24 protein-coding genes and 1 riboswitch are annotated in these 19,506 nt (G+C 73.8%); of the genes, 15 read left to right on the forward strand and 9 right to left on the reverse strand.

Annotation, left to right across the window (positions count from 1 at the left end; all coding sequences use genetic code 11):
• Positions 1 to 5: 5 nt before the first annotated feature.
• The 5 genes from gcvT to HLI28_RS06715 all read left to right on the forward strand — a co-directional run bounded on the left by gcvT (position 6) and on the right by HLI28_RS06715 (position 3,106).
• A complete protein-coding gene (gcvT, locus tag HLI28_RS06695; RefSeq protein ID WP_171246721.1) occupies positions 6 to 1,160 on the forward strand; it encodes a glycine cleavage system aminomethyltransferase GcvT in 1,155 nt (384 codons plus the stop codon).
• Between the two features lie 48 nt (positions 1,161 to 1,208).
• Positions 1,209 to 1,577, forward strand: a complete 369-nt coding sequence (gcvH, locus tag HLI28_RS06700; RefSeq protein WP_171246722.1) for a glycine cleavage system protein GcvH — start codon at positions 1,209 to 1,211, stop codon at positions 1,575 to 1,577.
• A 270-nt stretch (positions 1,578 to 1,847) separates the two neighbouring features.
• Positions 1,848 to 2,081 (forward strand): LuxR C-terminal-related transcriptional regulator, encoded by a 234-nt coding sequence (locus HLI28_RS06705; RefSeq protein ID WP_171246723.1) that lies wholly within the window; start codon positions 1,848 to 1,850, stop codon positions 2,079 to 2,081.
• A 118-nt stretch (positions 2,082 to 2,199) separates the two neighbouring features.
• The gene (locus HLI28_RS06710) at positions 2,200 to 2,613 is read left to right on the forward strand and encodes a (deoxy)nucleoside triphosphate pyrophosphohydrolase (RefSeq protein ID WP_171246724.1); all 414 of its coding nucleotides are present in this window, start codon (positions 2,200 to 2,202) and stop codon (positions 2,611 to 2,613) included.
• Positions 2,614 to 2,719: 106 nt separating this feature from the next.
• Positions 2,720 to 3,106, forward strand: a complete 387-nt coding sequence (locus tag HLI28_RS06715) for a VOC family protein (RefSeq protein ID WP_171246725.1) — start codon at positions 2,720 to 2,722, stop codon at positions 3,104 to 3,106.
• A 13-nt stretch (positions 3,107 to 3,119) separates the two neighbouring features.
• On the opposite strand, the gene HLI28_RS06720 is transcribed toward HLI28_RS06715, so the two are convergent.
• Positions 3,120 to 3,716 carry a P-loop NTPase family protein gene (locus HLI28_RS06720; protein WP_171246726.1) on the reverse strand — a complete coding sequence of 199 codons (597 nt, stop codon included), beginning with the start codon at positions 3,714 to 3,716 and terminating at the stop codon, positions 3,120 to 3,122.
• 50 nt (positions 3,717 to 3,766) lie between these two features.
• On the opposite strand from HLI28_RS06720, the gene HLI28_RS06725 reads away from it, so the two are divergent.
• A complete protein-coding gene (locus HLI28_RS06725) occupies positions 3,767 to 4,330 on the forward strand; it encodes an MOSC domain-containing protein (protein WP_171246727.1) in 564 nt (187 codons plus the stop codon).
• 62 nt (positions 4,331 to 4,392) lie between these two features.
• On the forward strand, positions 4,393 to 4,611 hold the full coding sequence (locus tag HLI28_RS06730; protein WP_171246728.1) for a hypothetical protein: 219 nt from the start codon (positions 4,393 to 4,395) through the stop codon (positions 4,609 to 4,611).
• Between the two features lie 90 nt (positions 4,612 to 4,701).
• Here HLI28_RS06730 and HLI28_RS06735 read toward each other — a convergent pair whose 3' ends face one another.
• The 4 genes from HLI28_RS06735 to HLI28_RS06750 all read right to left on the reverse strand — a co-directional run bounded on the left by HLI28_RS06735 (position 4,702) and on the right by HLI28_RS06750 (position 10,105).
• Entirely contained in the window at positions 4,702 to 5,202 is a 501-nt protein-coding gene (locus tag HLI28_RS06735; protein ID WP_171246729.1) for an FBP domain-containing protein, read from the reverse strand.
• A 264-nt stretch (positions 5,203 to 5,466) separates the two neighbouring features.
• Positions 5,467 to 7,908 (reverse strand): 5-methyltetrahydropteroyltriglutamate--homocysteine S-methyltransferase, encoded by a 2,442-nt coding sequence (gene metE, locus HLI28_RS06740; RefSeq protein ID WP_171246730.1) that lies wholly within the window; start codon positions 7,906 to 7,908, stop codon positions 5,467 to 5,469.
• 89 nt (positions 7,909 to 7,997) lie between these two features.
• Positions 7,998 to 9,026 carry a methylenetetrahydrofolate reductase gene (locus HLI28_RS06745; RefSeq protein WP_171246731.1) on the reverse strand — a complete coding sequence of 343 codons (1,029 nt, stop codon included), beginning with the start codon at positions 9,024 to 9,026 and terminating at the stop codon, positions 7,998 to 8,000.
• Between the two features lie 5 nt (positions 9,027 to 9,031).
• Positions 9,032 to 9,139, reverse strand: a riboswitch (SAM riboswitch).
• 63 nt (positions 9,140 to 9,202) lie between these two features.
• Entirely contained in the window at positions 9,203 to 10,105 is a 903-nt protein-coding gene (locus HLI28_RS06750; RefSeq protein WP_171246732.1) for an alcohol dehydrogenase catalytic domain-containing protein, read from the reverse strand.
• Between the two features lie 104 nt (positions 10,106 to 10,209).
• Between HLI28_RS06750 and HLI28_RS06755 the strand changes: the two genes are divergently transcribed.
• Entirely contained in the window at positions 10,210 to 11,400 is a 1,191-nt protein-coding gene (locus HLI28_RS06755) for an NYN domain-containing protein (RefSeq protein ID WP_171246733.1), read from the forward strand.
• A gap of 47 nt (positions 11,401 to 11,447) precedes the next feature.
• Positions 11,448 to 12,095: a 1-acyl-sn-glycerol-3-phosphate acyltransferase gene (locus HLI28_RS06760; RefSeq protein ID WP_171246734.1), complete on the forward strand. Its 648-nt coding sequence runs from the start codon at positions 11,448 to 11,450 to the stop codon at positions 12,093 to 12,095.
• A gap of 75 nt (positions 12,096 to 12,170) precedes the next feature.
• On the opposite strand, the gene HLI28_RS06765 is transcribed toward HLI28_RS06760, so the two are convergent.
• Positions 12,171 to 13,292: an App1 family protein phosphatidate phosphatase gene (locus HLI28_RS06765; RefSeq protein WP_171246735.1), complete on the reverse strand. Its 1,122-nt coding sequence runs from the start codon at positions 13,290 to 13,292 to the stop codon at positions 12,171 to 12,173.
• A 77-nt stretch (positions 13,293 to 13,369) separates the two neighbouring features.
• On the opposite strand from HLI28_RS06765, the gene HLI28_RS06770 reads away from it, so the two are divergent.
• Both HLI28_RS06770 and HLI28_RS06775 read left to right on the forward strand, forming a co-directional pair.
• Complete coding sequence (locus HLI28_RS06770) at positions 13,370 to 13,828, forward strand: DoxX family protein (RefSeq protein WP_171246736.1); 459 nt, start codon at positions 13,370 to 13,372, stop codon at positions 13,826 to 13,828.
• Between the two features lie 30 nt (positions 13,829 to 13,858).
• Complete coding sequence (locus tag HLI28_RS06775; RefSeq protein ID WP_171246737.1) at positions 13,859 to 14,329, forward strand: hypothetical protein; 471 nt, start codon at positions 13,859 to 13,861, stop codon at positions 14,327 to 14,329.
• On the opposite strand, the gene HLI28_RS06780 is transcribed toward HLI28_RS06775, so the two are convergent.
• Together HLI28_RS06780 and HLI28_RS06785 are read right to left on the reverse strand one after the other, a co-directional pair.
• Positions 14,305 to 14,883: a DNA-3-methyladenine glycosylase I gene (locus HLI28_RS06780; protein ID WP_171246738.1), complete on the reverse strand. Its 579-nt coding sequence runs from the start codon at positions 14,881 to 14,883 to the stop codon at positions 14,305 to 14,307. The two genes, HLI28_RS06775 and HLI28_RS06780, sit on opposite strands and share 25 nt — an antisense overlap.
• 38 nt (positions 14,884 to 14,921) lie before the next feature.
• Positions 14,922 to 15,443 carry an O-acetyl-ADP-ribose deacetylase gene (locus tag HLI28_RS06785; protein WP_171246739.1) on the reverse strand — a complete coding sequence of 174 codons (522 nt, stop codon included), beginning with the start codon at positions 15,441 to 15,443 and terminating at the stop codon, positions 14,922 to 14,924.
• A 70-nt stretch (positions 15,444 to 15,513) separates the two neighbouring features.
• Between HLI28_RS06785 and HLI28_RS06790 the strand changes: the two genes are divergently transcribed.
• Positions 15,514 to 16,830, forward strand: coding sequence for a DUF2254 domain-containing protein (locus HLI28_RS06790; protein ID WP_171246740.1), 1,317 nt, complete (start codon positions 15,514 to 15,516; stop codon positions 16,828 to 16,830).
• A 69-nt stretch (positions 16,831 to 16,899) separates the two neighbouring features.
• Here the strand turns inward: HLI28_RS06790 and HLI28_RS06795 are convergent, their stop codons facing one another.
• The gene (locus tag HLI28_RS06795; RefSeq protein WP_171246741.1) at positions 16,900 to 17,535 is read right to left on the reverse strand and encodes a prepilin peptidase; all 636 of its coding nucleotides are present in this window, start codon (positions 17,533 to 17,535) and stop codon (positions 16,900 to 16,902) included.
• 263 nt (positions 17,536 to 17,798) lie between these two features.
• Between HLI28_RS06795 and HLI28_RS06800 the strand changes: the two genes are divergently transcribed.
• The 3 genes from HLI28_RS06800 (at position 17,799) to HLI28_RS06810 (ending at position 19,506) form a co-directional block, all read left to right on the forward strand.
• On the forward strand, positions 17,799 to 17,984 hold the full coding sequence (locus HLI28_RS06800) for a Flp family type IVb pilin (protein ID WP_246246469.1): 186 nt from the start codon (positions 17,799 to 17,801) through the stop codon (positions 17,982 to 17,984).
• An 89-nt stretch (positions 17,985 to 18,073) separates the two neighbouring features.
• A complete protein-coding gene (locus HLI28_RS06805; protein WP_171246743.1) occupies positions 18,074 to 18,481 on the forward strand; it encodes a TadE/TadG family type IV pilus assembly protein in 408 nt (135 codons plus the stop codon).
• Positions 18,469 to 19,506, forward strand: a complete 1,038-nt coding sequence (locus HLI28_RS06810) for a pilus assembly protein TadG-related protein (RefSeq protein ID WP_171246744.1) — start codon at positions 18,469 to 18,471, stop codon at positions 19,504 to 19,506. The genes HLI28_RS06805 and HLI28_RS06810 overlap by 13 nt, the downstream gene beginning before the upstream one ends.

Here is a 19,506-nt window from a genome sequence, read left to right on the forward strand (position 1 = left end):
GGATCATGACCACGACCAAGTCGCCGCTCCACGACGAGCACGTCGCGCTGGGCGCCCACCTGACCGAGTTCGGCGGCTGGGACATGCCGCTGCGCTACACCTCCGACCTCGCCGAGCACCGGGCGGTCCGCGAGGCGGCCGGTCTGTTCGACCTGTCGCACATGGGCGGGATCAGCGTCACCGGCCCCGAGGCCGCCGCGTTCCTCGACCACGCACTGGTCGGCAACTTCTCCGCCCTGCGGCCGATGCGGGCGCGCTACACCATGATCTGCGCCGACGACGGGGGAGTGCTGGACGACCTCATCGTCTACCACAACGGCACCGACGAGTACTTCGCCGTGCCCAACGCGGCGAACGCGGACACCGTGCTCGTGGCCCTGCTGGAGCGCGCTGCCGGCTTCGACGTCGCCGTGCGGGACATCTCCGCGGGTCTCGCCCTGATCGCCGTGCAGGGACCGCGCGCCGAGGAGATCCTCCGCGAGGTCCTCACCGAGGACGCCGAGATCTCCGGCGGGACGTCGCTGGACGACCTGCGCTACTACGCCTGCCTCGGCATGCGGTTCGGCGAGGAGATCGTGCTCGTCGCCCGCACCGGGTACACGGGCGAGGACGGGTTCGAGATCTGGGTCGACACCCCGCACGCGGTGGCGCTGTGGCGTGCCCTGCTCGCCGGCGGCGAGCCGTACGGCCTGGTGCCGGCCGGGCTCGCGGCCCGCGACTCGCTGCGCCTCGAGGCCGGCATGCCGCTCTACGGCAACGAGCTCGACACGACCACGACGCCGTACGACGCCGGTGCGGGCCGTATCGTCAAGCTCGACAAGACGTCCGACGACGGCACCCCGCTCGAGTTCGTCGGGCGCGACGCGCTCGCCGCCCGCAGCGAGGCCGACCCGGAGCGCGTCCTGGTCGGCCTGCGCGGCACCGGACGCCGCCCGGCCCGGTCCGGGTACGCCGTCGTGCGGACCACCGACGACGGCGAGGTCGGCGAGCAGGTGGGGACCGTGACCTCCGGCGTGCCGTCGCCCACGCTCGGCCACCCGATCGCGATGGCGTACGTGCGCCCGGAGGTCGCCGCCGACGGGACCGAGCTCGCCGTCGACGTGCGCGGACGCGCCGAACCGTTCGTCGTCACCGCGATGCCGTTCTACCGTCGCGGCTGACCCCCGCCGCGCGGTCCGAGAACCAGCCACCCACCGAGGAGACCCAGCATGGCCGACTACCCCAGCAACCTGCGCTACTCCGTCGAGCACGAGTGGATCGACGACGGCACCCCGGCGACCGTGGGCGTGACCTCCTACGCCGTCGAGGCGCTCGGAGACGTCGTGTACCTCGAGCTGCCCGAGGTGGGCGCCGAGATCGAGGCCGGCAGCGTCGTCGGCGAGATCGAGTCCACCAAGTCCGTCTCCGAGCTCTACACGCCCGTGTCCGGGAAGGTCGTCGAGGTCAACGAGACCGCCGTCGACGACCCGGCACTGGTCAACACCGAGCCGTTCGGCGCGGGCTGGCTGTTCAAGATCGAGGTGTCGGGCGAGGGCCAGCTGCTCAGCGCCGAGGAGTACGCGCAGCACGCAGGCTGAGGTGCTCCGGACCGGGGCCGCGGGCGCTGTGACCAAATCGTGATGATCGGACACCTGCCCGCGGCACCCGGCCTCGAGGACATGGTGACCTGCGACGACGTGACCGCGCTCCCGCCCGTGACGCCGTCACGGTGCCCGATGACGCCGTCCGCGCAGACTTCTTCGCCGTGATCCGCGTCATGATCGCCTTCCGTTCCCCTCTCACATCCATGACGGCAGATCCCCAGGTCGATCGTCAGCGATCGGCGGCCGTCGTGGAGGAGCGGAACGATGAGTGCCATCGAACTCGAGCGGCCGACGCTCAAGCCGACCCTGACGCGTCGTGAGCAGGTCGTGCTGTCGAACCTGTCCGAGGACGTCACGCTGGAGCAGATCGCCAGCAAGCTGTTCGTCACGCGCAACACCGTGAAGTCTCAGGTGCGCAGCGTCTACCGCAAGCTCGGCGTCTCGACGCGGGCCGACGCGGTGGCCTGGGCCCGCCGGGCGGGCATCCGGTCCAGCTGAGGCGTCGCCACCGGACGCCCTGCCCCCTATCGGGGGATGTCGTGGGCAGGGCGGGCAGGTCGACGGAATGTGACCTCCGCGACGGCGTCGTCGCCGCCGCGGGTGACACACTCGCGCCATGACTCGTCGACTCGTCGTGGCCGCTGCGATCGTCGATGCCTTCGACCGGCCCACCCGGCTGCTCGCGGCACGCCGGACCCGTCCCGCGGCCATCGCGGGACGCTGGGAGTTCCCCGGGGGCAAGGCCGAGCCGGGGGAGCACCCGGTCGACGCCCTGCACCGCGAGCTGCACGAGGAGCTCGGGGTGCGGGTGGAGCTCGGCGACGAGGTCGTGGGGCCCGACGACGGCGGTTGGATCATCACGGACCGGCACGTCCTGCGGCTCTGGCTCGCGTCGGTGGCCACCGGCTTCCCGCGGCCCCTGATCGAGCACGACGAGCTGCGCTGGTTGGACGCCGGCTCGCTGTGGGAGGTCGACTGGCTCGACGGCGACGTCCGGATCGTCGAGGAGCTCGCCGGGCGGATCGCCTAGCCCCCTCACGGTGTGCGCCGCGTTGCGTCCCCGGGCGCATCGACGACACTGGTGCCGACGACGGAGTCGGCCGGAGGAGGTCACCGTGGTGCCGAGGACGACGCCGGTGTCATCAGCGCTCTACCTCAGCTATACCGACGCGCCCGCCGGGATCGCCTGGCTGGAGCACCTCGGGTTCCGCACCGTCGCGCGGCAGGACGACGCGGACGGCGGCGTCGTGCACAGCGAGCTCGTGCGTGACGGCGTCGTGCTCATGGTCGCGACGGCGGACGCCGACTACGGTCGCCTCCCGGTGCGAGGCTTCTCCGTCGGGCAGGGCCTGTACCTGGTGAGCGACGACGTCGACGCGCTCGCCGAGCGTGCCGTCGAGGCGGGTGGCACGCTCCTCGTCGCACCGGAGGACACCGGGTGGGGCAGTCGCCGCGCCCGGGTGCTCGACCCGGAGGGGCACGAGTGGTCGTTCGGGACGTACGCGCCCGGCGCCGAGGCGTGAGGCCGCGCGGCCCTCAGGACCGCCGGTCGGCGTCGCGACGCGGCGGCGGGACCGGACGGCCGACCCGTCCCGCGAGCTCGGCCAGCCAGCGCTCGACGTCGTCCTGGCTCCGCAGCCGGACCACCGTCAGGTGCGGCGCGACCTCCGCCACGTGCGACGCGAGTCCCCGGAAACCGTGACGGGTGCGCCAGGCCCAGCGCACGATGTGGTCCGGGTCGCTGACGAACGTGCGCAGCGGTGGTTCGTGGTTGCCGTTCCACAGCTCGGTCCCGCGGACCCGACGCCGCACGGTCCGGGTGACCACGCGCCGCATCCGGACGCGGACCGGCATGTCGAGCCACACCAGCAGCTCCGCCCGTTCGAGGAGCAGCGGTCGCACCGCGCGGTACTGCCACTCCGTCACCCAGGACTCCCCGGCGACCAGGCGCTCGACGTCGGTGACGAACGCGGGTCGCGGCGTCCATCCCGGGCCGTGGTAGAGCCCGTCGAGCTCGGTGTGCGTGATGCCGAGCAGCGTCGAGATCCGACCCGCCAGGGTCGACTTCCCGGCGCCCGAGGTCCCGGCCACGAGGACGCGGCGGGGGAGGGCGGGCGACGCGTCGGCGGGCATCCCGCCAGGTTAGCGGGGTCCCGTCGCCCGGACGGTGCCAGACTCGGGGCATGACGGCGTACGACTACCCGGTCGTGATCGAGCACCTGCTCGTGTCTCCCGAGCACGCCTACTTCGGGCGGCCCCGCGACGGCGCGGCGGACGTCCCGACGACGGACCGCGACGAGGCCGAGGTCGTGGCGGGCCGGGGGATCGTGGGCGACCGGTTCTTCGGCAAGGCCGCCCACATGGACGCCGCGGTGACGGTGTTCGCCGCCGAGGCCCTCGAGGAGATCGCCCGCGAGCTCGGCACGGGCCCGCTCGACCCGTTGCTGACCCGGCGCAACGTGGTGCTGCGCGGCGCCGAGCTGGCACCGCTGATCGGGCAGGAGTTCGAGATCCGCTCCCGCCGCTCGGCCGTGACGCTGCGCGGCGGCCGGCCGGCCCACCCCTGCGCCTGGATGGACCGCATGCTGGCCCCCGGCGTGCACGCCGCGATGCGGGGACGTGGGGGAGTGCGGTGCATGCCGGTCACGGACGGTGTGCTGCACCGGGGACCCGCCGTGCTGGTCAGCCCGGTGGAGCTCGACCCGGCTCGCGCCGGTGAGGCGGTCCGGCGCCCGCGGCTGCCGTGACGCCGTCGTCGACCTGGACCGGCCGCCGATGCCGGGGACGCCCGGCGGGCTAGGCTGGTCCCATGAGCGACTTCCAGGTCAACCGAGCCCCGCAGAACGACGCCCCCGGGGCGATGCTCGGGCGCGTCATCGTGTCCTTCGTGCTGTTCGTCGCGGGGCTCGTCCTCATCGGCGTCGGCGCCACGGCCGACCCCTCGCTCGCCCCGTTCGTCTTCACCGGTGGGATCGTCGCGGTCGGGCTGGCGTTCGGCCTGCCGATGATCGGCGGCAGCGAGCGCTGAACCGGAGCGCACCACCTCAGCTGTGGGCATGAGATCTGCAGGCCGGAGCGGTCCGGGACTGCAAATCTCATGCCCACAGCGGTGAGCGGGTCAGGCGGTGCTGCGGACCTGCTCGACGAACGCGGTCACGCGCGAGCCGAGGCCCGCGACGCGCCGCTCGACGACGGCGGCGCGGGCCGCGTCGTCGTCGGACCCCGCCTCGGCCAGGGTCGGCCGACGCCGCGCGTTGCGCGAGCACCGGAGGTCCGTGCAGATCAGCGTGCCGATGGTGTTGCCCTTCCGTCCGGACGCCCCGCCCCGGCGGGCGACGAACAGGGCGACGTCGCCGGGGTCGCCGGCGTGCTCGCACCAGGCGCACATCGCCGAGCGCCGGGCGCTGGTCTCGGGGGCGCGCAGGATGATGCCGGTCGGCGCGCCGTCGATCTCGGCCACGACATAGGCGGCCAGGGGCTGCTTGCGGTCGCGCCAGCCGAGGAACTCGAGGCGGTCCCACCGCTGGGCGTCGAGGTCCGGGGGGAGCATGCGCTGGCGTTCGCTGCGGGTGGCGTTGACGAGGGCAGCACGGAGCTGCTGCTCGGTGAGGGGAGTCATGGGGTGCCTTCGGTCGGCGGGGGAGTGGGCAGGCTGACGCCGGGCCCTCACACCGACCGGGCGGTCAGCGGCGAGGGACCCGGTGGGTGGCGTCGGCCGAGCAGGCCTGCACGGCCACCCCGCTCCCCGTGACGCGCTGCATCACTCGCTCCTCGACTCCGGTCCCGGCCCACCGGTCGGCGGGCCGGGACCGATGCTGGCACAGCATCCCGGCCGCGTCCAGGTCATTCGACCGTGCGACCGTCCGGCGGAACCCCGGTGCGATCAGAGGCCGGCCCGCACCGTCCGCGCGGCCTCCACGAGGTGCCGCAGCGACGGCTCCACCTCCGCGTACCCGCGGGTCTTGAGGCCGCAGTCCGGGTTCACCCAGACCAGGCCCGGGTCGATCGCCGACGTCGCCAGCCCCAGCAGCTCGGTGACCTCGGCGGTCGACGGCACCCGGGGGGAGTGGATGTCGTAGACGCCGGGCCCGACCCCGCGCGTGTACCCGGCCTCGTGCAGCTCGGGGACGACCTCCATGCGTGACCGGGCCGCCTCGATCGAGGTCACGTCGGCGTCGAGCCCGTCGATCGCGTCGATGATCTCGCCGAACTCCGAGTAGCACAGGTGCGTGTGCACCTGGGTCGACGACGCGGCACCCGCCGTCGCCAGACGGAACGCCCCCACCGACCAGTCGAGGTAGGCCGGCTGGTCGGCCCGCCGCAACGGCAGCAGCTCGCGCAGCGCCGGCTCGTCCACCTGGACGACGGCGGTGCCCGCGGCCTCGAGGTCGGTCACCTCGTCGCGCAGGGCGAGCGCCACCTGGCGGGCGGTGTCGCCGAGCGGCTGGTCGTCGCGGACGAACGACCAGGCCAGGATCGTCACCGGTCCGGTGAGCATGCCCTTGACCGGGCGCGCGGTGAGCGACTGGGCGTAGCGGGTCCACTCCACCGTCATCGGGGCGGGCCGCGTGACGTCGCCCCACAGGATCGGCGGGCGCACGCACCGCGACCCGTACGACTGCACCCAGCCGAGGTCCGTCGTCGCGAACCCGTCCAGCAGCTCGGCGAAGTACTGGACCATGTCGTTGCGCTCCGGCTCACCGTGCACCAGCACGTCCAGGCCGATGTCCTCCTGCAGCGCGATCACCCGGGCGATCTCGTCCCGCATCGCGGCGCGGTACGCGTCGTCGGCCAGCTCGCCCTTCGCCCAGGCGGACCGCGTGCGACGGATCTCGGCCGTCTGCGGGAACGAACCGATCGTCGTCGTCGGCAGCGGCGGCAGGTCGAGGCTCTCGCGCTGGGCGGCGACGCGTCCCGCGTGATCACCCCGCGCGAAGTCCGTCGCGGACAGCGCGGCGATCCGCTCCCGCACGGCGGGGACGACGACGCCGGTCGCGGCGGCCCGGTCGGCCAGCGCGGCGCTCGCCTCGTCGAGCTCGGCGCGCACCGCGTCCGGCCCGCCGGTCAGGGCCCGGGCGAGGGTCGTCACCTCGCCGACCTTCTGGTCGGCGAACGCCAGCCAGCGGCGCAGCGCCGGGGTGCGCCCGGCACGGTCGGCCGCCGGGCCGGTCCAGGTCTCGTCGTCGACGTCGTGCGGCACGTGCAGCAGGGACGTCGACGTGCCGACGGCCAACGACCGGGCGCCGAGCCCGCGCAACGCCTCGAGCGTGCCCAGGCGCGCAGCGAGGTCGGTGCGCCAGACGTTGTGCCCGTCGACGACACCGGCCACGAGGGTCTTGGAGGCCAGCCCCGGGACCGTCCCGTCCGGACCGGTCCCGGCGGGCACACCGCCCTCGAACAGGTCGATCGCGACGGCCTCGACGTCCGTCCCGGCCAGCAGCGCGAGCCCGTCCCGGGCCGGCCGGCCGTCGGCGCCCGGGGCGGCCAGCCCGCCGAACGGCGCGGCCACGAGGAGGCGCGGTCGCTCGGGCACGGTGTCCAGCGCGTCGTCCGCCGACGCGGGTGCCAGACCGGTCGCCAGCTCCCGGTAGGCCCGGGTGATCGCGGCGTCGACCCGCTCCGGGTCGACGCCGACCGAGTCCGTCACCAGCACGGGCTCGTCGAGCTGCACCCACGGGACGCCGACGGCGGCGAGGGCCCGCAGCAGCTCGGCGTACGCGGCGACGACGTCGTCGAGCCGGTCGAGCGGGTGGAACCCGTCGCCCGCGTCATCGGCCGCCTTCGACAGCGCCAGGAACGTCACGGGTCCCACGAGCACCGGACGCGTGGTGACCCCGGCCTCCTTCGCCTCGGCGTACTCGCGCACGACGCGGTGGTCGGCGAAGGAGATCGGCGTCGTCTCGCTGATCTCGGGGACCAGGTAGTGGTAGTTCGTGTCGAACCACTTGGTCATCTCCAGCGGGGCGTCCTCGCCGCGTCCGCGGGCGACGGTGAAGTAGCCGTCGAGGTCGAGGGAGCCGTCCTCGTCGTCCAGGAGGTCCCGGAACCGAGCCGGGACGGCGCCGAGCAGGGCGACGACGTCGAGCACCTGGTCGTAGTACGAGAACGAACCCGGGACGGACCCGTCCTCGGGGTCGAGGCCGAGCGCGACGAGCCGCTGCACGGTCTCGCGGCGCAGGGTGCCGGCCGCGACCTCGAGGTCGACGGCGTCCGTGCGGCCGGCCCAGTACGCCTCGACGGCGCGCTTGAGCTCACGGCGGCGGCCGATCCGGGGGTAGCCGAGGATGGTGCCGCCGGGGAACGGGGTGGTGGTCGGAACGGTCATGAGCAGTCCTTTCGCGGGCTCCGGGACGCGTGGTGGGGACGACGGGGCTCCCCGGGACGCGGGTGCGTCCCGGGCAGCGGTCCGTCCCCTCAGAGCGCGGCCGGTGCGGGGGTCGGGATGCTCGGTACCCACGGCCTGCCGGCCAGGTCGGCGTCGTCGACGGGGACGGACGCCGGACCGCCGAGGTGGACACCCTCGAGCAGGTCCAGAGCGGGACGGTGCTTGTTGAACGTGTACACGTGCAGACCGGGCGCGCCGGCGTCGAGCACCCGTTGGGCGAGCTCGGTGCCGTACGCGGTCCCGTAGGCGTACTGCGCCTCGGGGTCCGGCCGGGCGTCCAGCGCGTCCAGCAGGTGCCGGGGCGCGCGGACGCCGGTGAGGTCCTCGACACGACGGAGCCGGCGCGGCTCGGTCGTGGGCAGCAGCCCGGCGAGGATCGGGATCGTCACGCCGGCCGCGCGGGCCTCGGCGACGAAGTCGGTGTAGGAGTCGGCCTGGTAGAAGAACTGGGTGACGGCGAAGGACGCGCCGGCCTGCTGCTTCTCCAGCAGGCGCCGGACCTCCTGGGCACGGGTCGTGCCGGCCTGGACGTTGCCGTCGGGGAACGCGGCCACGGCGATCGTCAGCGGGCGGGCGGCGCCGCGGACGGCGGCAGCCGGGTCGGTGGCGCACCGCCGGGCCTCGACCTCCCGCAGCAGGTGCACGAGCTCGACGGCCGAGTGGACGCCGCCGGCGGGCGGTCGCCAGTCGGGCTGGTCCCGCGGCGGGTCGCCGCGCAGCGCGAGGAAGGAGCGCACCCCGGCCTCGAGGAACTCGTCGACGACCTCCGAGACGTTCTCCCGCGAGGCGCCGACGCAGGTCAGGTGCGCGATCGGCAGCACGGGCGTGCCGGCGAGCAGTCGGGAGACGACGTCGCGGGCGGTGTCCCGGTCCCCGCCGCCCGCCCCGTAGGTCACCGACACGAAGTCCGGGCGCGCGGCGACGAGCCGGCGTGCCGTCTCCCAGAACCGGGGTGCGGCGTCGGGTCGCCGCGGCGGCATGAGCTCGAAGCTCACCGTCGGGCGGGACGGTTCCGGGCGCGGCGGCGCGGGGAGATGCGGGGATGCCTCGGCGACCATGCGTCACTCCATCGGGCCTGGTGTTGAGCACCTTCGTCCTCGGGAGGCTTCCGTCGGAGAACGGGTTGCTGCGGCGTCGTCGAGCCAGGACTCTCGGCCGCTCTGGATGGCTTGTCGGGGTCCGACCCTACGCGCTGTTCAGCCTGCGGACAAGCGGTGTCGCATGATGAGACGTGTCAGGGGGCGAGCACGACCTTGCCCCCGCCACGGCCGCTCTCGACCAGCGCGTGGGCGCGTGCCGCGTCGTCGAGCCGCAGGACCTCGCCGAGCGTCGTGGTGAGCTCGCCCCGCGCGAGGGAGGTGACGTCCTCGGCCAGCTCGTCGGGGTCGCGCCGGGCCCCGGAGCTGAAGGTGATCCCCAGGTCGGAGGCCGCCGGGTCCGCGATGGTGACGATGCGCTCCGTCCCGCCGCGCAACGTGATCGAGTCGGGCAGGACGCCCGCGCCGGCGGTGTCCAGGACCGCGTCGACGCCCGACGGCGCCAGGTCCCGCACCCGCTCGACGAGGCCGGGCCCGTACGTGGTCGGCGTGGCGCCGAGTGCCGCGACGCGGTCCTGGTTCGCCGGCGAGGCGGTGCCGATCACCGTCGCCCCCCGGCGTCGGGCGAGCTGCACGGCGAGCTCGCCCACCGACCCGGACGCGCCGTGCACGAGCAGGGTCTCGCCGTCGGTCACCCCGAGCACGCGCAGGACGCGGTGCGCGGCCTCCGCCGAGACGGGCACCGTGACGGCGCGGGTGGGGTCGAGGCCGTCCGGGACGAGCGTGAACGTCGAGGTCAGGGCCAGCTCGGCGTACCCGCCCGTGTCGGCGAACCCGACGACCCGGTCACCGGGCCGCACGCCCGTCAGGTCGTCGCCGACGGCGTCCACGACACCCGCGACCTCCAGCCCCGGCACGGCGGGGAACTCCGGCAGCGGAACACCGGGGATCCGGGCGGCGCGAGTCTTGAGGTCCCAGCCGTTGACGGCCGCGGCCTCGACGCGCACGCGGACCTGGCCGGCGGCCGGTTCCGGTGCCGGGACGTCGGCGAGGTGCAGGACCTCGGGTCCGCCGAGCTCGGTGAACACGATCGCGCGCACGGGTACCTCCTGGGGCTGTGGACCTGCCGGTCCGTCGAGCGTCTCACGTCGGCTCCGGCCGTCCCGGGACGACCCCCGGCCCGCGCGGGGCATAGTGTGGCGCCATGGAACGTGAAGAGCGCCTGGCCGTCTTCCTCGACTACGAGAACCTGGCGCTCGGCGCCCGGGAGCACCTGGGTGGGATGCAGTTCGACTTCGGTCCGATCGCGGACGCCCTGGCCGTGCGCGGCCGGGTCGTCACCCGCCGGGCGTACGCCGACTGGTCCTACTTCGACGAGGACCGCCGCATGCTCACCCGCCACCAGGTCGAGCTCATCGAGATGCCGCAGCGCATGGGGGCGTCGCGCAAGAACGCCGCCGACATCAAGATGGTCGTCGACGCGATCGAGATGGCGTTCGAGCGCGACTACATCACCACGTTCGTCATGTGCACCGGCGACTCGGACTTCTCCCCGCTGGTCACCAAGCTGCGCGAGCTCGACAAGAACGTCATCGGCGTCGGCGTCGAGAAGTCCACGTCCCGCCTGCTGCCGGGGGCCTGCGACGAGTTCCTCTTCTACGACCGCCTCGAGGGCGTCGACGTGCCCGACGAGGCCGAGCAGTCCGCGCGCAAGAAGTCGTCGGGCAGGAAGTCCGGCGCCGCCACGGGGTCGACGGCTCGCGGCGGCCGACGGACCACGACCGCGGCCGCGGCCGCCGAGGCCACCGAGGCACCGTCCTCGGGCGCGAGGAGCCGGCGCAAGAAGGCCGAGCCGGCGCCCGAACCGACCCCTCAGCCCGCCCCGGCGCCCGAGGTCGACGAGGACGAGACCCCCGCCGGCGAGCCGCCGACGATGGAGGTCAAGGTCGCCCAGACGCTGGCCGGGCTCCAGGCCTCCTCGTCCGGTTCCGTCACGGCGTCCCAGCTCAAGCGCACGCTGGTGCGCAAGGAGCCGACGTTCACCGAGTCCGACTACGGGTTCCGGACGTTCACGGAGTTCCTGCGCTACCTCGCCGACCGGGACTTCGTCGTGCTCTCCGAGGGACCGTCGACGGGTGACCCGGTGGTCGAGCTGCCCGCGCAGCCGGACAGCGCCCACGCCTTCGACCTGCTGCGGATCGTCGTCGCCGAGGCCGGCGACGGCACGCCGCTGTCCGGGCTGAAGAACCTGCTGCGCAAGCAGCGCCCGGACTTCTCCGAGAAGGCCCTCGGCTACCGGGGCTTCCTGCAGTTCTGCCGGGGGGCCGAGGAGGCGGGTGCCGTGACGCTGGCCTGGGACGACGACGCCGAGGACTACCTCGTCAGCCTCGGTTGAGTCCCCGCCCCGGACGGTCGCCCGACCGCCTCGGGCACAATAGGCCGGTGACCTACCGCGTCCTGAAGCTGATCCTGTCGCTGCTGGTGTACGTGTTCCTGCGGCCCCGGGTGACCGGACTGCACCACGTGCCGCGGCGCGGGCCGGTCATCCTCGCGAGCAACCACCTGTCGTTCATCGACTCGATCATCATCCCGCTGGTGACCCCGCGGCACGTCACGTTCATCGCGAAGGCCGAGTACTGGACCGGTCGGGGGCTCAAGGGACGCGTCTACCGCTGGTTCTTCACCACCATGGGTCACATCCCCGTGGACCGCGAGGACCCCCGTGCCGGACAGCGCTCCCTGCAGGACGCCCTGCTGGTGCTGCAGCGCGGGGACGCGTTCGGGATCTACCCCGAGGGGACCCGGTCCCGCGACGGCCGGCTGCACAAGGGGCACACGGGCGTGGCCTGGCTGGCGCTGGCCGGACCCGCGCCGATCGTGCCGGTGGCGCTGCGCGGGACCGACCGGGTCCAGCCGGTCGGCCGGCGCCTGCCCCGTCCGTACCGCGGGATCCAGGTCGACTTCGGGACCCCGATCGCGCCGCAGCGGCAGCTCCCCGCCGGCATGCGGCCGGCGCAGGCCCGCCGCGAGCTCACCGACGAGGTCATGGCCTCGATCCACGCCATGAGCGGCCAGGAGCTCGGCGTCTGACCACCGGCGGCCGGCCGGCCGCGTCCCGGCGCGAGTCAGTACCAGGCTCCGCGAGTCAGCACGGCACCGCGCGACTCAGTCCCGGAGCACCCCGGGCACCCGGCCGAGACCCCGCGCGAGGACGGTGCCGTCCTCGCCCCGGATCACCGGTGTCGGGGCCGCCGCGTCGTCCAGCGGGTCCGTCGTCCCGGACCCGGGGTCGGTGACCGGGGCGCGGTCCGCCCCGGCGACCTGCCGGATCGCGACGGCGGCGATCCGGTCCGGCCACCGTTCGACGGCGTCCGCGTAGATCTCCGGGTCGTGCTGGCCGTTGTCCCCGACGAGCAGCCAGCGCACGTGCGGGAACCACGACATGAGCAGGTCGAGGCTGGCGGCCTTGTGCTCCCGGCCGCTGCGGAACCACCCGGTGAGCGTCGGCCCCCAGTCGGTCAGCAGCATCGGCCCGGCGGGGTAGTCCTCCCGCGCGAGGAACGCCCGCAGCGCCCCGGCCGTGTTCCAGGCGCCGTTGGAGACGTAGAAGAACGCGCCCTCGGGATGGGTCTCCTCGAGCTCCCGGTACAGCGCCGCCATGCCGGGCACCGCGCGGCGGGAGCCCGCCCGGCGCACGAACGTGTTCCAGGTGGCCAGGAGCGGACGGGGGACACCGGTGACCAGCGTCGTGTCGTCGATGTCGCTGACGACGCCGAACCGGGTCTCCGGGCCGAGCACCAGCACGGGGGCGGGCACCTCCGGCCCGTCCGGCGACCCCAGGCTGGACAGCTCGGCCTCCTGCAGCCCGGCCGGCAACGGCTCCCGGGAGGGCAGGTCCAGCTCGAGGTCGACGTACCCGGACCGGTCGGTGACGTCCTCGACCTCGTGCCCACCGATCCGGACCCGGACCGGGCTGTCGGGTGCCGGCACGGTGAGGAAGTGCCGGAACCCACGGCGCAGCGGCCGTCGCTCGTCGCGCCGGGACGCGCCCGCCGGTGCCAGGAGCATCCGGGCCAGCACCCGGACCCGTTCGGGGGAGCCGTACCCGGTGTACACCTGGAACCGGGGACGCCAGCCGAAGCGGCGCAGCACGCGGCCCGCGACGGCGTAGAGGCGGTCCTCGACGACGGCGGCCAGGTGGGGGCGCTGGGACGGGTGCGCCGTCGGGGTGGCGCGCAGGTCGTCGTGGGGGGTTCCGGTCGCCGCGTCCTGCGAGAACTCATCCATGGCGTCATTCGACCAGGTCGGAGCCGTCCGCGCGCGTTGCGCTGCACCGCCGCGGCGCCGGTGCGACGATCGGCGGCATGGACCTCGCCGAGCTCACCAGGCCGACCCCCACCTCGCTGCCCCGGACCATCGCCCGCCTCTGGCTCGGCACGGCCCTGCTCGGCGCCGGCGTCGCGCACCTCACCGTGGCCCGGGAGGAGTTCCAGGCCCAGGTGCCGGGATGGTTCCCGGTCGACGAGGACGTCACGGTGCTGGCCTCGGGCGTCGTCGAGATCGTCATCGGCGGGTCCCTGGTCGCCCTGTCCCGGTGGAAGGTCGCGGTGGGGCTCGTCGCGGCGGCCTTCTTCGTCGTGATCTTCCCCGGCAACGTCGCGCAGTGGCTCGAGCACAAGGACGGCTTCGGCCTGGACACCGACGCCAAGCGCTTCGGCCGGTTGTTCTTCCAGCCGGTGCTCGTGGCGCTCGCCCTGTGGTCGACCGGGGCCTGGTCCGCGGCGCGACGGGCCCTGCGCGACGGCCGGGGTTCCGAGGGGTGAGCAGCGGGCAGCCGTGCCTAGCATGCAGCGATGAGTGACACCGACCTGCCCGACGGCGAGCACACGACGCCTCCCGGTGTCTCCGACGCCACGGTCGAGGCGCTCGGCGCGCTGAGCGAGGCGTTGGAGACTGTCGAGCGCGCCCGTGGGCACCTGTACACCTTCCACCAGCTCACCGGCGAGGCGGACCTGGCGCTCGGCGCCGCTGTCGACCAGCTCCGCGAGGCCGGGCACGACGAGGTCGCGCGGCGGATCGCCGACGACCTCGTCGGCCGCAACGTGCTCCCGGGCCGCTGGACCTTCCAGATCGTCGAGGAGTACGACGACGGGTACTGGCAAGTGTTCCGCGACCACGAGCGGCGTGCCCGCGAGGAGCTCGCCGGAGGTGTGCGGCACCTCGCCGAGGCGCGGATGAAGCAGGACCGCCGGACCGCCGGGCGCCCGGGGCACGAGGTGTCACCGGGGGACGCCGAGCGCTATCGCCCGGACGCGACCCCCTGACCGGTGACGACGGGGCACGTGGCCAGGTGGTCGTCGACCAGGCCGCACGCCTGCATGGCCGCGTACGCCGTCGTCGGCCCGAAGAACCGGAACCCCTCGGCCTTGAGGGCCTTCGCCAGGGCGACCGACTCCGGTGTCGTGGCGGGGACCTCGGCGTGCGTCGCGGGGCGCCCGTCCCGTGGCGGCGGGGCGAAGGACCAGAACAGCTCGTCGAGGCTCCGGCCCGCCGCGTGCAGGGCGACGACGGCCCGGCCGTTCGCGACCGTCGCCTCGATCTTGGCCCGGTTGCGCACGATGCGGGCGTCGGACATCAACCGCTCGACGTCGTCCGGCGTCATGGCTGCGACCGCTCCCGGCTCGAAGCCGAGGAACACCTCACGGAACGCCTCGCGCTTGCGCAGGATCGTCAGCCACGACAGGCCGGACTGGAACCCCTCGAGCGCGATGCGTTCGAGCAGGGCGCTCTCCCCGTGCACGGGCAGACCCCACTCGGTGTCGTGGTACTCCGCGTAGAGCGGGTCGCCGTCGCCGAAGCATCGTGCAGCCGTGGTCATGCCCGCAGCCTGCCGCACGCCACCGACGTCCGCCCGGCTCATCCGTCCAGGGCGCGGGCGAAGGCCGCCCGGACCTCCGCGCTGAACAGCACGAACCGCACCTCGTGGAGCGCTGCCGGGTTCTCCTCGTCCCAGACCCGCACGGTCTCGACCGCGATCCGCGCGACGTCCTCGGCGTCCCAGCCGAAGACGCCGGCGCCGATCGCCGGGAACGCGACCGTGCGGGACGCGGCGTCCGCGGCGAGCCCGAGGGACGTGCGGAAGCAGGAGGAGAGCAGCTCGGGGTCGGTCTCGCCCCGGTGCCGGTTCGGGCCGACGGTGTGGACCACCCAGTCGGCCCGCAGGTCGAACCCCGGTGTCACGACGGCGTCGCCCACCCCCAGCCCCTCGGGCAGGGTCGTACGGCGCAGCTCGCGACAGGCCTCCAGCAGCCGTGGCCCGGCCGCGGCGTGGATGGCGCCGTCCACGCCGCCGCCGCCCAGCAACGAGGAGTTGGCCGCGTTGACGATCGCGTCCACCGCGGCGGTGGTGATGTCACCCTGCTCGTGCGTGATCCTCATGTCGTCCTCCTGGGATCGGGCCGCCGTCGCCTTCTTCGACCGTACTCCGTCGCCCGGCTACGGTGAGCCCATGATCAGCGCCTGGTTGTCCCGTGCGCGGGAGTCCTTCTGGTTCCTGCCCGCCGTGCTCGGAGCGGTCGCGCTCGTGGCCGCCCGGGGGATGGTCGTCGTCGACCGCACCCTGCAGGACGCCGGGATCGACGTGCCGCTGCTGGATTCCCTCAGCGCGGACGGCGGGCGGGCGGTCCTCACCGCCATCGCGGGGTCGGTGCTGACCGTGGCCGCGACCTCCTTCTCGATCACGATCTCCGTGATGGCCACCACCTCCTCGGTGTACGGGCCGCGGCTCGTGCGCAACTTCATGGCGGACCGCGCGAACCAGTGGGTGCTGGCGACCTTCACCGCGACGTTCCTGTACGCCCTCGTCGTGCTGGGCGACATCCAGCCGCAGGGGTCCGGGGAGTCCGTCCCCACGCTCGCCGTCCACCTGGCGATCGTCCTGGCGGTCGTCAACGTCGCCGTGCTGGTGTTCTTCATCCATCACATCGCGCAGTCCGTGCAGGTGACCACGTTGGAGCAGCGGGTCCGGCGCGAGCTCGAGACGGCGGTGGACCGGGTGTTCCCGGCCGACCCCGCCGACCACCAGGTCACGACCGACACCGAGCTCGACGGACCGCCGCAGGTGCGGGCGGCCGGGAGCGGTCACGTCGAGCACGTCGACCTCGCCGGGCTCGTGCGGGGCGCGAAGGCCTGCGACGGGCGGATCGAGCTCGTCGTCGGCCCCGGGGACCACGTGATCGAGGGCGAGCCGCTCGCCCGGGTGCGGGGAGACCTGGACGGTCTGACCGACGTCGTGCGCAACGGGGTCGTCCTCGGACCGGCCCGGACCCCGCACCAGGATGTCGGGTTCGCCGTGCAGGACCTCACGGAGATGGCCGTCCGTGCGCTGTCCCTGGGCGCCAACGACCCGTACACGGCCGCCTCGGCGCTGGACGCGCTGGGCAACGGGCTCGTCCGGGTCGTGTCCCGGGAGCCGGCGCCGCGCGGGCGGACCGACGCGGACGGCACGGTGCGCCTGGTCGTCCCGTGGCCGACGGCGGAGGAGCTCGTCCGGTCGGTCGTGACCGCGCTGCGGACCTACGGGGTGGACGCGCCGGTCGCGCTCGATGCGCTGCTGCGGCTGCTCGAACGGCTCGAGGACGCCGCGGAACGGTCCGCGGTGCGCGAGGCGATCCGCGAGCAGGTGGAGGTGCTGCGCGCGGCCTACGTGGCGAGCGAACCCCTGGACGCGGACGCCACCCCCGTGCTCGAGCGGATGGACGCGCTGCAGGGGCGGCTCGGGAACGTCCCGGACCCGTCGACCCCCGGTCAGGGTGTCGCGGGCTGACCGTCCGGGCCCCGGCGACGGGGTGCTGCGCCTCCGCGGCCGCGACCGCCGTGCCGTGGCACGGTCGGATCACGGCACGAGCAGGGCGAGACCCAGCGCGGCGCCGAGGATCATGGCCGGGCCGAACGGCAGGTCGTCCCGCAGCGAGGTGCGGCGCGCGGCCAGGAGCACGAGAGCGGCGACGGCGAAGAGGACGAACGCCGCCAGGGTGCCGAACGCGACGGCCTGCCACCCCCACCAGCCGAGCACCGTGCCGAGCAGCCCGGCGAGCTTCACGTCACCGAACCCGAGGCTGCTGGGCGAGATCATCGCGAGCACGAGGTAGACGGCGAGCAGCACGACGCCGGCGAGCACGGCCTGGAGCAGCCGGGACCAGTCGTCGGCCACCGCCGCGGCGACGACGAGGCCGCCCACGAGCCCGACGGCGGCGGGGCCGACGATGCGGTCGGGGAGCCGGTAGGTCGCCAGGTCGCCAGGGATGAGCAGGCCGGCCGCGACCGCGACGGTGCCCACGGCGACCAGCTCCGCCCAGGACGTCGTGACGACCGCGGCACCCGCGCCGCCGAGCCCGGCCAGCGGGCCGGTGACCCACGGCCGCAGCAGCCGGGACTCGCTGAGCAGGTACCGGCGCGCCCAGGGCGTGAGCAGGCCGGCGAGCAGGGCGCAGGCGAGTGCCGCGACGGTCACGGTGAGCGGATGGGTCATCGGTTCTTCAAGCCTCGGGCAATCAATTCGATGATGACTCTCGTGGTGCTATGCGGTGATATGTCCGACCTCTCGCCTGACGGAGATCCGCCCGGCGTGGGTGAAAACACGGGAATCCCGAATTGTTCACCCGCTGAGTGCTTGATCGATGTGAACGCATCTCCCTAGCGTCATGCCCACCAACCGGGGGACCTGCGATCCGTCGGCATCGAAGCAGAAATGGACGAACCATGCACCTCCTGAATCTCATCAGTGACCGATTCATGACCGTCGTGGCTCGCCGCGCCGACCGCGGTGCGTCCGCGGTCGAGTACGGCCTCCTCGTCGGTCTCATCGCCGTCGTCATCATCGGCGCGGTCCTCATCCTCGGCACCCAGCTCGACGCCCTCTTCACCTCCATCACCGAGACCCTCGAGGGTCCGTCCGGCGTGGACGGCGCCGGCGGCTGACCGGTCGTGCCGTGGCGCTCCGTGCGTGCACGGAGCGCCACGGCGGCGCACCAGGCCGGCGCTGCCCGATCCCAGCCCTCGGAAGGACCATGACGATCCCTCGCACTCCCACGGCGACCGACCGCGGCGCCGCCGCCGTCGAGTTCGCCCTCGTGGCGCCCGTGCTGATCGCCCTGGTCCTCGGCATCGTCAGCTTCGGGTACGCGTACCACGTGCAGACCGTGCTCGGGAACGCCGCCCGGGACGGGGTGCGCGTGCTCGCGCTGTCCGACGACGCCGACCCCGCGAGCCAGGCCCGCACGACGGCCATCTCCTCGGCGGCACCGTCGGTGGTGATCACGGCGGACCAGATCACCGTGACGCCCGCCGCCGGCTGCGACGCCGACGGGGCGCCCGAGAACGCGAGCGTGGACATCACCGTGGCCGACGTCTCCCTGCTCGGCGGCTTCCTCGCCGTCGACCTCACCGGATCGGGGACCATGCGATGCAACGGCTGACCGACCGGCTCCGCCGGCTCCGTGCCACCGCCGACCGCGGGGCCTCCGCGGTCATGGTCGGCCTGCTGGCCGTCCCGTTGTTCGCCGTCGCCGCGCTGGCCGTCGACATCGCGGCCCTGCACGCCGACAAGCAGATCCTGCAGACCGGAGCCGACGCCGCGGCCCTGGCCGTCGCCCAGGACTGCGCTCGCGACGAGTGCACCGGCACCGACGCGACGGCCGAGGAGATGGCCGACGCCAACACCCCGCTCGGCGGGGACCCCACGGCGACGATCACGACGCTCGACACCGCGGCCGGTGTGGTCACCGTCCGGACGGACTCCTCGCGGAACCACTTCTTCGCGCCGGTCATCGGCGAGGACGAGGGTGCCGTCGCCGCGGTGGCGACCGCGAAGTGGGGACACCCCACGGCGGGTGCCGGGATGCTGCCCTACATCCTGTCCTACTGCGAGGTCGTCCATCAGGCCGGTGCCGTCGAGGTCTACGAGGACGGCGCCCTGGTCGGGGTCGACTTCCCGCAGGATGCCGAGCCCGTGACCTTCGAGTTCACCAAGACGAGCGACTCGGACTGCACCGGGCCGTCCGGGAACGTGCTGCCGGGCGGATTCGGGTGGCTCGAGGGTTCAGAGGGCTGCACCGGCCCCGTGGGTTCGGTCGGCGACTGGGTGCCGTCGTCCCCCGGCGAGTCCCCTCCCAACGAGTGCGACCCCAGCGACTTCGACGACATGCTCGGCGAGACGATCCTCATCCCGATCTTCTCCGAGGAGAACGCGTCGGGTGGAGCGAACGGCGAGTACCGCCTCCTCGGGTTCGCGGCCTTCACGCTGATCGGGTACGACTTCACCGGCCAGTACCACAGCGACGGCGACTCGAAGCTCTGCAAGAACGAGGGGCTCGATCCCTCCGCTCGCTGCCTGCGGGGGACCTTCGAACACTTCGTGGACGCGACCGGCGGGTTCGAGCTCGGCACCGACGGACCTCAGCTCGGCGCCGCCGTCGTCGAGCTCACCCTGACTGAAGACTAG

This window comes from Isoptericola sediminis, from assembly GCF_013085345.1.
Classification (GTDB): Bacteria; Actinomycetota; Actinomycetes; order Actinomycetales; family Cellulomonadaceae; genus Isoptericola; species Isoptericola sediminis.